General features: G+C 51.8%; 11 protein-coding genes. 9 read left to right on the forward strand and 2 right to left on the reverse strand.

The features are described from left to right. Positions 1–1,713 (reverse strand): type IV-A pilus assembly ATPase PilB, encoded by a 1,713-nt coding sequence (gene pilB, locus OMQ46_RS14780; RefSeq protein WP_266238155.1) that lies wholly within the window; start codon positions 1,711–1,713, stop codon positions 1–3. A gap of 138 nt (positions 1,714–1,851) precedes the next feature. Between pilB and lptM the strand changes: the two genes are divergently transcribed. Genes lptM through xerC form a run of 5 tightly spaced genes read left to right on the forward strand, consistent with a single transcriptional unit; the run spans position 1,852 to position 5,671 of the window. Further along, entirely contained in the window at positions 1,852–1,980 is a 129-nt protein-coding gene (lptM, locus tag OMQ46_RS14785) for an LPS translocon maturation chaperone LptM (RefSeq protein WP_266238157.1), read from the forward strand. An 8-nt stretch (positions 1,981–1,988) separates the two neighbouring features. Further along, entirely contained in the window at positions 1,989–3,239 is a 1,251-nt protein-coding gene (lysA, locus tag OMQ46_RS14790) for a diaminopimelate decarboxylase (RefSeq protein ID WP_266238159.1), read from the forward strand. Continuing rightward, positions 3,236–4,090, forward strand: coding sequence for a diaminopimelate epimerase (gene dapF, locus OMQ46_RS14795; RefSeq protein ID WP_266238161.1), 855 nt, complete (start codon positions 3,236–3,238; stop codon positions 4,088–4,090). Before lysA ends, dapF begins: the two co-directional genes overlap by 4 nt. Next, positions 4,066–4,767: a DUF484 family protein gene (locus OMQ46_RS14800; RefSeq protein ID WP_266238163.1), complete on the forward strand. Its 702-nt coding sequence runs from the start codon at positions 4,066–4,068 to the stop codon at positions 4,765–4,767. Before dapF ends, OMQ46_RS14800 begins: the two co-directional genes overlap by 25 nt. After that, complete coding sequence (xerC, locus tag OMQ46_RS14805) at positions 4,760–5,671, forward strand: tyrosine recombinase XerC (RefSeq protein ID WP_266238165.1); 912 nt, start codon at positions 4,760–4,762, stop codon at positions 5,669–5,671. The genes OMQ46_RS14800 and xerC overlap by 8 nt, the downstream gene beginning before the upstream one ends. Before the next feature lie 693 nt (positions 5,672–6,364). On the opposite strand, the gene polA is transcribed toward xerC, so the two are convergent. Next, the gene (polA, locus tag OMQ46_RS14810; protein WP_266238167.1) at positions 6,365–9,115 is read right to left on the reverse strand and encodes a DNA polymerase I; all 2,751 of its coding nucleotides are present in this window, start codon (positions 9,113–9,115) and stop codon (positions 6,365–6,367) included. 92 nt (positions 9,116–9,207) lie between these two features. Here polA and OMQ46_RS14815 point away from each other — a divergent pair, with 92 nt between their 5' ends. From OMQ46_RS14815 to hldE, 4 genes are read left to right on the forward strand one after another with little or no spacing between them, the layout of a single operon-like run. Further along, on the forward strand, positions 9,208–9,546 hold the full coding sequence (locus OMQ46_RS14815) for a DUF2782 domain-containing protein (RefSeq protein WP_266238168.1): 339 nt from the start codon (positions 9,208–9,210) through the stop codon (positions 9,544–9,546). Positions 9,547–9,571: 25 nt separating this feature from the next. After that, positions 9,572–10,519 carry a homoserine kinase gene (locus tag OMQ46_RS14820; protein WP_266238169.1) on the forward strand — a complete coding sequence of 316 codons (948 nt, stop codon included), beginning with the start codon at positions 9,572–9,574 and terminating at the stop codon, positions 10,517–10,519. Between the two features lie 6 nt (positions 10,520–10,525). Next, complete coding sequence (gene waaC, locus OMQ46_RS14825) at positions 10,526–11,563, forward strand: lipopolysaccharide heptosyltransferase I (protein ID WP_266238171.1); 1,038 nt, start codon at positions 10,526–10,528, stop codon at positions 11,561–11,563. A 39-nt stretch (positions 11,564–11,602) separates the two neighbouring features. Then, a complete protein-coding gene (hldE, locus tag OMQ46_RS14830; protein WP_266238173.1) occupies positions 11,603–13,051 on the forward strand; it encodes a bifunctional D-glycero-beta-D-manno-heptose-7-phosphate kinase/D-glycero-beta-D-manno-heptose 1-phosphate adenylyltransferase HldE in 1,449 nt (482 codons plus the stop codon). Positions 13,052–13,198: the final 147 nt, after the last annotated feature.

The following is a 13,198-nucleotide window of genomic DNA, read 5'->3' on the forward strand; positions in this document are numbered from 1 at the left end:
CTACTCCTTGATCACACGGTTGATTTCTTCCAGGCTGGTCAGCCCCGCAGCGACTTTCTTCAGACCTGATTTGCGCAGATCATCAATGCCTTCTTCTTCTGCCTGATCGGCCAGCTGCATTGAGTTACCGCCTTCCATGATGATGCGCCCCATTGCATCGGATACGGGCATTACCTGATAGATACCAACACGTCCTTTGTAACCTTCAGTACAGCTATCACAACCAACAGCTTTATAGACGGTAACGCCCGCATCAATCTGTTGTTGGGTAAAGCCTTCCTCCAGTAACACATCGTTAGGTAAATCTTCAGCCGCCTTGCACTTGCTGCATAATCTTCTGGCCAGACGCTGAGCGATGATCAGTGACACTGCCGAGGCGATATTGAATGCCGGTACCCCCATATTGGCAAGCCGTGTCAGCGTCTGTGGTGCGTCATTGGTGTGCAGCGTGGAAAAGACCATGTGACCGGTTTGAGCCGCTTTGATCGCAATCTCAGCAGTCTCAAGATCACGAATCTCACCCACCATGATGATATCCGGATCCTGACGCAGGAAAGCACGAAGACACTCGGTAAAGCCAAGTCCGATAGCCGGATGCACGTTAACCTGATTCACACCGGGCAGGCTGATTTCAGCGGGATCTTCGGCGGTTGATATATTTCTGTCGCCGGTATTGAGAATGTTGAGCGCGGTATAAAGCGATACAGTCTTACCGCTGCCTGTCGGCCCCGTAACCAGAATCATGCCGTAGGGCTTATGCATGGTCTCAAGGAAGATTTGTTTCTGGTCTTCTTCGTAACCCAGTGCGTCAATACCTAACTGCGCACTGGTCGGGTCCAGAATCCGCAATACGATTTTCTCACCGAACAGCGTCGGGCAGGTGTTGACACGGAAATCGATGGCTTTGGTTTTGGACAGTTTCAGGCGCATACGGCCGTCCTGGGGAACACGGCGTTCAGCGATATTTAACCGGGACAGTACCTTGAGACGCGCGGCAATGCGGCCACCCAGCGCCACCGGCGCACCTTTCATTTCATGAAGAATACCGTCAATCCGCATGCGCACCCGGTATTTCTTCTCGTAGGGCTCGAAGTGGATATCGGATGCCCCTGATTTGATCGCCGTGGTCAGAATACCGTTGATGAAGCGCACTACCGGCGTATCGTCAATATTAGCCTCGGTCAGGTCCTCAGTGCGATCTTCATCCGGCCCCAAATCGATATCATCGAGATCAGCATCCTCAAACTGGTCCAGCTTCTGATCGGCCTTATCCAGCGCCTTTTCCATGATCGCGGATAACTTCTGTTCATCCACCAGCACCGGATAGGTGTTCAGCGCCGTGTTAAATTGAAATTCGTCCAGGGCTTGAAGGTTGGTGGGGTCGGATACGGCTACATAGAGTCTTTTGCCTCGTTTAAACAGTGGCAAAGCATTATGTTGCCGAATCAGCTTTTCCTGTATTAATTCGGTTGCTGACATATCGAGATTCATCGATTCGATATCAAACAGCGGCACACCGAATTCCTGCGAGGCGATCGCGGCAATATCAGCGCTGCCCAGAATTTTGTGATTAACAAGGTAGGTAACAAAAGGCTGTTTGGCTTCTTTGGCGGCGGACTGTGCAGAAAGCGCCTGTTCTTCATTCAACAGACCTTCGTTGACCAGACGTCTTGCCAGACCGCTCAGTCGCATCGGGGTTGCCATATTTGCCATGACTATTTGCGATTCCTTAACATAAGCACTGCTATTAAAGGCTAATAGTATGTAAGTTAAACAAGAAATTCTAGTTTCTGTATCAAGACGTGCCGGTCTTTCCTGTATATACTGCCGTAAATTTTTGGGGAATGAATTATGCGAACTTTTCAACGCCATAGCCTGCTGGCGTTAATGCTCTGTTTGATGCTGGCTGTCAGTGCCTGTGGACAGAAAGGCGACTTGTACCTGCCGGAAGGTAATTTGCAATCGGTCATGGCAGGTTAAAACCAACGATGGATTATTTTCAGTATCAAGCTGGCAGCCTGTTTGCCGAGCAGGTCGCAGTCATTGACATTGCGCAGCAACACGGCACGCCGACTTACATTTACTCGCGCAAAACACTGGAGCAGCATTGGCAGGCTTTTGATGATGCATTCGCTGAACTGCCACACCTGGTCTGTTATGCCGTCAAGGCGAACTCAAACCTGGCCGTGTTAAATGTACTGGCGAAACAGGGCTCTGGCTTTGATATCGTCTCGGCCGGTGAACTGGCGAGAGTCATTGCCGCTGGTGGCGAAGCTGCAAAAACCGTGTTTTCCGGTGTCGGTAAAACCGAAGCTGAAATCGAATATGCGCTGACACAGAATATCCGCTGTTTCAATGTGGAGTCGATTCCTGAGCTCAGCCGAATCAATGAGGTAGCAGCGCGCCTGAACAGACAGGCGCCGGTTTCGATCCGGGTTAATCCCGATGTGGATGCGCAAACGCATCCTTATATCTCAACCGGTCTCAAAGAAAACAAATTTGGTATTGATATCGAACAGGCCAGGGCCGTCTACCAGTCGGCTAAAGACATGGCCAACCTGTCTGTGGTCGGTGTCGATTGCCATATCGGTTCCCAGCTGACCTCGGTGTCGCCTTTTGTGGATGCGTTGAAACGCGTGCTGGCACTGATTGATGAGTTGGCTGAAGACGGGATTCAAATAAAACATCTGGATATCGGGGGCGGCCTGGGTATTCATTATCGCGATGAAACCCCGCCAAGCCCGGCTGAATATGCGGCAGCGCTGAAACCACTGCTGGCAGAACGTGAGTTGGAAATTCTACTGGAACCTGGCCGTGCCATTGCCGGTAATGCCGGCATCCTGTTGACTAAGGTCGAGTTTATTAAACCCACTGAAGCCAAGCAGTTTGCGATTGTCGATGCCGCAATGAATGATTTATTGCGTCCCGCTTTATATCAGTCATGGCAGCAAATTGTGCCGGTTCAACTGGAAACCCAGGCCAAACCCGCGGTCTATGATATTGTGGGACCTATCTGTGAAACCGGCGACTTCCTGGGTAAAGATCGGGAACTGGCCATCGAGCAGGGCGACCTGTTGGCGATCCGTTCTGCCGGTGCCTATGGTTTCACTATGAGTTCCAATTACAACTCACGTCCTCGCGCCGCCGAGATTATGGTGGATGGTAAAAATATCCATGTGGTACGGGAACGTGAGATGGTTCAGAATTTGTTCGCCGGAGAGCACGTATTACCGTCATGAGCAGCCTCGAATTCAGCAAGATGCATGGCCTGGGCAATGATTTCATTGTCATCAATGCCATCGATCAGCAAGTGACTCTGAGCGATAGCCAGATCCGTTTTCTGGCTGATCGGCATTTTGGTGTGGGCTGCGATCAGGTTTTGCTGGTGGAAGCTTCAGACTCTGATGATGCGGACTTCAGATACCGCATTTTTAACGCGGATGGGGGTGAAGTCTCTCAATGCGGCAATGGTGCACGCTGTTTTGCCCGTTTTGTTCGCGAAAAAGGGCTTAGCGACAAAGACACGATTGCTGTTGTCACCGCTTCCGGCCTGATTTATCCCACCATTCAAGTGGATGGCTCTGTGACCGTGGATATGGGTAAACCCCAGTTTGAACCACGGCGTATTCCGTTTTTTGCTGAAGAACAGGCGACAACTTATATGGTGTCTGTGCCCGAACACGGCAAAAAAGAAGTGGGCGTGGTGTCGATGGGCAATCCGCATGCGGTGATGCTGGTGGATAATGTCGACACGGCACCGGTGCAGGAAATCGGGCCGCTGATGGAGTCGCACGAACAGTTTCCGGAGCGGGTCAATGTCGGCTTTATGCAGTTGCAGGATGCTAATCACATTCGCTTGCGGGTGTATGAGCGTGGTTCGGGGGAAACCTCGGCCTGTGGTACCGGTGCCTGCGCGGCGGTGGTCAGTGGTATCCGTCGAGGTTTGCTGTCCAATCAAGTGACCGTGTCGTTGCCTGGTGGCGAACTGCAAATAAGCTGGCCCGACGAAAACAGCGCTGTGTGGATGACCGGGCCGGCAGAACATGTATTTGATGGAGAAATAGCGTGGGCAACGCTGGAAAACAAATAACCCTGGCTGAACTGGAAGCCTATCTGCAATCACATCCAGATACCTTTCTGGAACACCCGGAGTTGCTTGAAATACTGGAACTGCATCAATCGCCGGAAGGCACGGTTTCTCTTGCACAGAAGCAACAGCAAAGGCTCAAAGAAAAAAACAAACAGCTCAACGAGCAGTTGCGGGCGCTGATTGAGAATGCACACAGTAATGCTGAACTCCAGCAGCGGGTACATGCGCTGTGCCTGAGCCTCCTGGATGCTGTCGATCTCAGTAGTCTGATGAATACGCTGATGGAAGAGCTGCAGCAGGAGTTTTCTGCTGATGATGTCGCGGTCAGATTGTTTTATGGCGATAAACCATTCCCATTGCCCGAGACCAACACTAATGTTGGCCAACTGCACGCTGACGATACCAAACTGCGTAGCTTCGATAATCTATTTAACAAGCAAAAGCCCATCTGTGGCCGTTTGACCAAAGCACAGAAAGCGCTGCTGTTCAATAACAAAGCTGACCGTGTTCAGTCCGTCGCTTGTCTGCCGTTAGGTCATGAACCCTGCGCTGGCTTGCTTGCGATTGGCAGTGAAGATCCCAACCGATTCCATGCCGATATGGCGACCGATTATCTGAGCTTTTTGGGCGAAGTGTTTATGCGTGTGCTTCGTTATCACACCCATAACGATGGCTGACAAGCTGACCAGCACGGTAGACGACTTCCTCGACTATCTGGCGCTGCAACGTCGTCTCTCTGCCCATACGGTCAAAAATTACCGCTGTGATCTGCAACAACTCACTGAATACTGTCAGCGTGATGAGCTTGAGAGCTGGTCTGCACTCAAAACAAGAGATCTACGTCAGTTCTCGGCTTTTCTGCATCGCAAAGGGCTTTCCAGCCGTAGCATTCAGCGCATGCTCTCAGCCATTCGTTCTTTTTATCAGTATCTGATCAGGCAGGGGCTGGCAGACAATAATCCGGCCCAGGCCGTGCAGGCGCCCAAAGCCGAGAAACGTCTGCCTTCGACTCTCGATGTCGATCAGATGAATGCTTTGCTCGATCACACTCAGCCCAATACCTTTGTTGCCACGCGTGACCGCGCCATCATGGAATTGTTTTATTCTTCCGGCCTACGCCTGGCGGAACTGGCTGAACTCAACCTGCGTGATATCGATTTTGGCGATCAGCTGGTGCATGTCACCGGTAAAGGGCAGAAAGACCGGGTTTGCCCGGTCGGTTCACAGGCGATTAAAGCGCTGCAGGACTGGCTGGAAAAACGTGATCAGACCGGCTTTTTTGACCAGCCTGCCGTCTTTATCACCCAGCAGGGTCGGCGTCTTGGTGTGCGTTCGATTCAGAAACGTCTGAGTTTCTGGGGTAAGAAACACGGGATTTCAGACCATGTGCATCCGCATCGCCTAAGGCATGCGTTTGCTTCGCATATGCTGGAGTCTAGTGGGGATTTACGAGCGGTGCAGGAATTGTTGGGGCATGCGGATATCAGTACCACGCAGATCTATACCCATGTGGATTTTCAGCATCTGGCGAAGGTTTATGATTCGGCGCATCCACGCGCCAAGAAGCGGTCTGATTCCTGATGCGCTGTGTAAATCACAGAGGCACAGAGGGCACAAAGAATTTTGGGGTTTAAGTCGTCATTGCGAACGCGGTGAAGCAATCCAGGCCCAGATTTTGGGGCTGAAGCCCGAGTTCATTTATTTTACTTGCCTAAAATAAACGAACCAAACAAAAGGGCAGCCCAATGCTCGCCCTGCGGGTTCCCTGCGCTTCTCAATCAGTTTGGAACACGACGAAAACTCGCTACGCTCAGACACTCGTCGTGTTTCATCCAAACTGCTTTGCGATGCTCGGCTTCGCATAAGGGCGGGACACCCTCACCCCAGCCCTCTCCCGTCAAGGGAGAGGGTGCAGCTCATCCATAACGTTGTTTCCAGAGCCCGCTTTTCATTCCCCTTTTGTGCTGACGAGTAGCGCAGGTTAATCTGGATAAGAATTGGCTAGTGTCTGATTCGTGACATCCATGTCACTCAGCCTTCGGGCGCCTCCGGCGTCCAAATTTTTTCCAGACAAATTTTTGAGCCTAGCGAGTTTTAGCCAATTCCCGGGTTAGTCGAGCAACGCAGTAGAGCCGTAGGCCAACACGGTGGAGTAGTCTAAGGTTGTTAGGGATTTGGCCGCGCAAATCCCTGACTCGCCATTAAGGCGAAACCTAATCGGGCTTGTCTCAAGACGCAAGGTTGGGTTTGGTTTTTCAAACCAACCCACAAGAATTAATGCGCCTGCTCCCAATTATCCCCAGTCCCAAGTCCAACCTCTAACGGCACCTTCAAATCCGCCGCATTCATCATAAACTGCTCGATAGTGGTCTTCGCCATATCCAACTGATCCTTGGGCACTTCAAACACCAGTTCGTCATGCACCTGCATGATCATGCGAATACCGGTATCGGCGCCTGATAACCAACTGTGAATATCTATCATGGCGCGTTTGATGATATCGGCAGCGCTGCCCTGCATCGGCGCATTGATGGCGGTTCGTTCGGCATATTGGCGGCGCATGCCGTTTTTGGAGTTGATTTCCGGTAAGTACAGGCGACGGCCGAAAATGGTTTCCACATAGCCCTGTTTCTTAGCCTGCTCGCGGGTGTTGTCCATGTAATCACGGACGCCGGGATAGCGCTCGAAATAAGTGTTCATATAGTCCGCCGCCTGGTGGCGCTCAATACCCAGTTGTCTGGAAAGACCATGAGCGGACATGCCGTAAATCAGGCCGAAGTTAATCGCTTTGGCGCTGCGGCGCTGATCGCTGCTGACTTCGTCCAGCGCCATGCCGAAGATTTCCGAAGCAGTGTGGCGATGAATATCTTCGCCCTTGGCAAAGGCCTGCAGCAGGCTCTCATCGCCGGACAGGTGCGCCATGATGCGCAGTTCGATTTGTGAATAGTCGGCGGCCAGCAGCACATAACCCTCACTGGCGACGAAGGCTTCACGGATGCGACGGCCATTTTCACTGCGGATGGGAATATTCTGCAGATTGGGATCCGAGGAGGAGAGTCGACCGGTCGCGGTGACAGCCTGATGGTAGGACGTGTGTACTCGCCCCGTGGTTTTGTTGACCATCTGCGGCAGCTTATCGGTATAGGTCGATTTCAGCTTGCTCAGGCCGCGGTAGTTGATGATGATTTGCGGCAGTTCATAGCCTTCATCGGCGAGTTCCTGCAGGACTTCTTCGGCGGTAGAAGGGGCGCCTTTCGGGGTTTTCTTTTTTACCGGCAGGTTCTGCTTGTCGTAAAGAATTTCCTGAAGTTGTTTGGGAGAACCGAGGTTAAAAGCTTGTCCGGCCACTTCATGGGCCTGCTTTTCCAGTTCTTCAATCTGGCGAGCCATATTGTCACTTTGCTGCTGCAACATCCAGATGTCGATATTGACGCCATTACGTTCCAGCGTGTTGAGGACCGGCAACAGGGGCATTTCCAGTTCGGAGTAAACCTTCACCAGCGGTGGAATAGCCTGCATTTGGGGCCATAACACATGATGCAGTTGCAGCGTTATGTCGGCATCTTCAGCAGCATAGTTGGCCGCTTCTTCAATACCAATTTGATTGAAGGTCAGCTGCTTTTTGCCTTTACCGGCAATATCTTCAAAGTGAATCGTGTCTCGGTCGAGATATTTTTTCGCCAAAGAATCCATATCATGACGTGTGGCGGTGCTGTCGAGCACATAGGATTCCAGCATGGTGTCATGGGCGATGCCTTTCAGATCAATGCCATGGTTCAGTAGCACGTGGCGATCATATTTCAGGTTCTGGCCCACTTTGAGTTTGGTGGGATCTTCCAGTAGAGGCTTTAGGTCCTTCATCACCTCCTCGTAATCCAGCTGTTGCGGTGCGCCGGCATAGTCGTGATTCAGAGGCAGATAAGCGGCCTCGCCGGGTTTCACGGCGAAGGAAACACCCACAATACGGGCATCGAGATAGATGAGGCTGGTAGTCTCAGTGTCAAAGGCAAACAGATCGGCATCCTGCAGTTTTTTCAGCCATGTCAGCCAATCTTTTTTATCCAGAATGCACTGATAGTCCTGTTTGGCGATGGTGTCATTGTTGATCACCGCCGAGCCCGAAGTGACAGTTTGATCGGCACTGCCCGACTCCAACTCAGCTATCCAGCTACGGAATTCGAACTGTTTAAACAGGGTCAGCAGTGCTTCACGGTCTTGAGGTTGATGTTTAAGTTGTTCGACTTCGATATCGAGTTCAACATCGCATTTTATCGTGGCCAGCTCATAGCTGAGCTCTGCCATATTTTTATTCTCTGCCAGTTTTTCCGGCATCTTTTTGGCGCCGCGAAAATCCAGTTCCCGGACGGCCTCCAGATTGGCATAAATTTCTTTGAGGCTACCCAGGTTCTGCAATAGAGACAGGGCGGTTTTTTCGCCGACACCGGGCACACCGGGAATGTTATCAACCTTGTCGCCCATCAGTGCCAGGAAGTCGATAATATGTTCCGGTGGCAGGCCGAACTTTTCCTTAACACCTTCAATATCCATTTTGGTCTCGGTCATGGTGTTAACCAGAGTCACATGCTGATTGACCAGTTGCGCCATATCTTTGTCGCCGGTGCTGACCACAACATCCATGCCTTTTTCAGTCGCCTGTCTGGCCAGTGTTCCGATAACGTCATCGGCTTCGACGCCATCTACGCAGAGTAATGGCAGCCCCATGGCCTTGATGATGTCGTAAATGGGTTCCACCTGTGGCCTTAAATCATCCGGCATCGGCGGCCGGTTGGCTTTGTACTGCTCATAAATGTCATCGCGAAAGGTTTTGCCCTTGGCATCGAATACGACTGCGATATGACTGTCGGGATAGTCAGCCAGTAAACGCCGCAACATCGCCGTGACACCCCGGATGGCCCCAGTAGGTTCGCCAGCCGAATTTCTGAGATCCGCTTTGTACATCGCATGGTAGGCACGGTACAGGTAAGACGAACCATCGACGAGAACGAGAGGAACAGATTGAGTCATAAGCGTTGTGGCACCGTTTTTCTGAGAACTGACTGCTTTTCTCCGGGCAGCGGAAATGCTATCTTAACCCCGAAATGACACGGAGCATTCTCATGTTGAACAAAATCGCTATTGTATGCGCACTTGCCCTGTTAATGACAGTGACTGTCCGGGCAGAGGACACCGAATCGGTGATGGAGAAGCCGCCGGTGCTTCCTGAGCCATTGCAAAGCGGTGACAGTATCGAGCCCGAAGTTAATATCATTCAAAAAGAAGATCGCACCATTGAAGAATATCGAATGAATGGCAAGCTTTATATGATTAAAGTGACGCCTTCGGTCGGGAAACCTTATTACCTGACTGATACCGATGGTGACGGTTCTCTTGAGTCAAGACAATTCGAACTGGATTCCGGTCTGTTGGTCCCCAACTGGATCCTGTTGGAGTGGTAAGCATCCACTAATCTGAGCAGTTTTCATGTCAGTTTATACTGAAGTCGGACGCGACGACCTGATCGCGTTTCTGGGAGAGTATGCCGTCGGCGATCTGGTGTCTTATCAGGGCATCAGTGCCGGTATCGAAAACACCAACTACTTTGTCACCACGACCGAAGGGGAGTTTGTGCTGACGCTGTTCGAGCATCACGACTTCGGTGAACTCGCCTATTTCCTGGATGTGATGACTTTCTACTATCAGCATGGTATTCCCTCAGCGCACCCCGCGGCTGACCGTGAGGGTCATTACCTGAAAAAACTCTGCGGTAAACCGGCTGCACTGGTGTTACGTCTGGATGGGCGTGGCGTGGAGTCGCTGGCGACATCAGCGCAATGTGCTGCAATCGGTGACATTCTGGCAGAAATGCATCTGGCCGGGCTGGAGTTTAAATCCCGTCGTGCCAGTGAGCGTGGTCATGAATGGCGTCGGCAGACAGCGATGACGTTATTGCCGAAATTAAATGACGAGCAGGCCACCATTCTCAAAAATGAACTGGCGTTTCAGGCTGGCTATGAAGAACTGGATTTGCCCTGGGGTGTCACGCATTCTGATTTATTCCGTGATAACGCGCTGTTTGACGGCGATGAGCTTAAAGGCATTATCGATTTCTATTATGCCAGCGACGAATATCTGCTGTATGACCTGGCTGTCGCGGTCAATGACTGGTGTGTCGATGAATCGGGCCTGCCGGAACAAAGCCGTTATCAGGCGCTGATGCGGCATTATCTGGCAAAACGTGCACTGACTGAATCCGAAATTGCGAATTGGAATCTGGTGCTCAGAGCCGCTGCATTACGTTTCTGGCTGTCACGTCTGCAGGATCAGTTATTCCCACGTGAAGGCGAGCTGACACAGATTAAAAACCCGGATGCCTTTTTCAACATTCTGATGCATCACCGCGATCATCCTCTCAGTCTAGATCTTGACTGAAGCGTTATGCGCGTTCTCATTATTAAACTGACATCCATGGGTGACCTGATGCATGCCCTGCCAGCGCTCACTGATGCAGCTAAGGTTTATCCCGATATTGAATTTGACTGGGTGGTCGATAAAGCCTTTGCGGCTGTGCCCAAATGGCATCCACGAGTCAGAAATGTGATTACGACATCTCATCGTCGTTGGCGCAAGAGTTGGGTGGGTAGTCTGAAACAAGGTGAACTGACCGGCTTTTACAAAGCGCTGAATGCGGATGACTACGATGTCGTCGTCGATATGCAGAATAATCTGAAAAGCGCCCTGGTCAGCCTGCTCAGAAAAGGCCCGGTTTATGGCCTTGATAAATACAGTTGCCGGGAAAAACCGGCACATCTGGCGTATCGTCATCCAATCAATGTCAATCCCAATCAGCACGCGGTAGAAAGAATGCGTCAGATCCTGGCGACAGCATTGGGTTATACCGTGCCTGACACGGCGGCAGATTATGGTGTTGACCTCGCGCACTGTCAGCCACCCCAACTCGACTTTGATCTCGTCAGGCCCTACCTGATGCTGGTACATAACGCCAGCTGGCTGACCAAATTGTGGCCAGTCAAACACTGGCAGTCGCTGGTGTTGAAAGCCGCCGAAGCCGGTTATCAATGTCTGCTGCCCTGCGGCAACGACGAAGAATATCAGCGTGCCCGGCAGATCGCCTCGGTCAGCAATGAAGCGCAGGCGTTACCCAGGTTGCCCCTGAATGATGTTGCCGCCCTGATGCAGAGAGCTGAAGCGGTACTGGCCAGTGATACCGGCCTGGCGCATATGGCAGCCGTGCTGGGTAAACCGGCGATTACCCTGTATGGTTCCACCGATACCCACCTGATCGGGACTTACGGACAGCAGCAGCATCACCTGATTACCGGCATGACCTGCTCCCCCTGCTATAAACGCCGCTGTCCGCTGCCAGACTCGAAAGACGGTGAACCTGTGTGCATGGCAGGCATGGAAGTCGACCAGGTCTGGCATAGACTCGAAAGCCTTTTACAAGCACAATAACGCCATTATTCACTGGCAGTTGGCCTCATAAAATCTAATATGAAACATTCTTTTCCTGAATTTCATCTTGCCCGTGTTGCCGTCGTTGGTGACCTGATGCTGGACCGTTTTTATTTCGGCAAAGCCAGCCGGATCTCACCGGAAGCGCCGGTACCTGTGGTGAATGTGGACCGGCTGGAAGATTTACCTGGTGGTGCCGGCAATGTGGCGATGAATATTGCCTCGTTGGGGGCCAATTGCACTATCAGCGGCCTGACCGGTGAAGATGAAGCCGCGGCCGTGCTTAAGCAGCGCCTCAATGCAGTTGGTGTGAACTGTCTGTTTCACCAGACGACTGAGGCCGGCACCATTATCAAGTCCCGGGTGATCAGCAGTCACCAGCAGCTTATCCGGCTGGATTTCGAAAAACGTTTTGAAGCAGCTTTGCCCCAGCAATTGCAGGCTCTGGTGGACCAGATCACTGAGCAGGCGCAGGTGCTGGTGCTGTCGGATTACAACAAGGGTACTTTATCTGAGCCACAGTTCTGGATTACGCAGGCCCGGCAGAAAAAACTTCCTGTGCTGGTGGACCCCAAGGGCAGTGATTTCAATAAATATCGCGGCGCCGATCTGATGACGCCCAATATGAGCGAATTCGAAGCGGTGGTGGGCCCGGTGGTCTCAGAACAGGATCTCATCAGTAAAGCCCAGACCCTGATTAAACAGCTTGATATCAAGGCGATCCTGATTACCCGCAGTGAACAGGGTATGACCCTGATTCGGGCCGATCAGCCCGAGTTTCATCTGCCGGCGATTGCCAAGGAAGTTGCTGATGTCACCGGCGCCGGTGATACCGTGATATCAACCCTGGCCTCGGCACTGGCGGCGGGTGCGGACCTGGAATATGCAGTCACACTGGCTAATGTGGCGGCCAGTATTGTTGTGAGTAAACTGGGCACGTCCACTGTGAGCGGTCCCGAACTCAAAGCCGAGTATGAGCGCCATCAGGGTGCTAATGCTACTGATCACAGCTTTGCCGGTGCCGTCACCGTGGAACAGCTTAAAATCGCCGTCGATCAAGCCAAGCAGCGCGGCGAAAAAATCGTCTTTACCAATGGCTGTTTCGATATTCTGCATGCCGGCCATGTGACTTATCTGCAGCAGGCCAGAAAACTGGGTGACAGGTTGGTTGTGGCTATCAACACCGATGAGTCAGTGACCAAACTGAAAGGCGAAGGCCGGCCGATAAATACCGCCGAGCGTCGTCTTACTGTGCTGGCAGGGCTCGCTGATGTCGACTGGGTGACCTGCTTTCCGGGCGATACCCCGGAAGAATTATTACGCCTGATTCAGCCCGATGTACTGGTCAAAGGCGGTGACTACGACAAAAAAGGTGTGGTCGGCTGGGAAATCGTCGAAGGCTACGGCGGTGAAGTGAAAGTGATGGGGCTGGTGGAAAACTGCTCCACCACAGCGATTGTGAATAAAATCAACACTTCAAAAGCCTAGTGGATAAATAATAAAAAAGCCTATTTATCCGCTGATTACACCGATTTACGCTGATTCTATTATTTACCAAAAATAACGTTGTATTAGTCAACGCCCTGAACCGAACCTGTTATATGGGCTTGTATGAGATCGACTAAAAGGTCGTGA

The sequence above is a fragment of the Methylophaga sp. OBS1 genome (assembly GCF_026319365.1).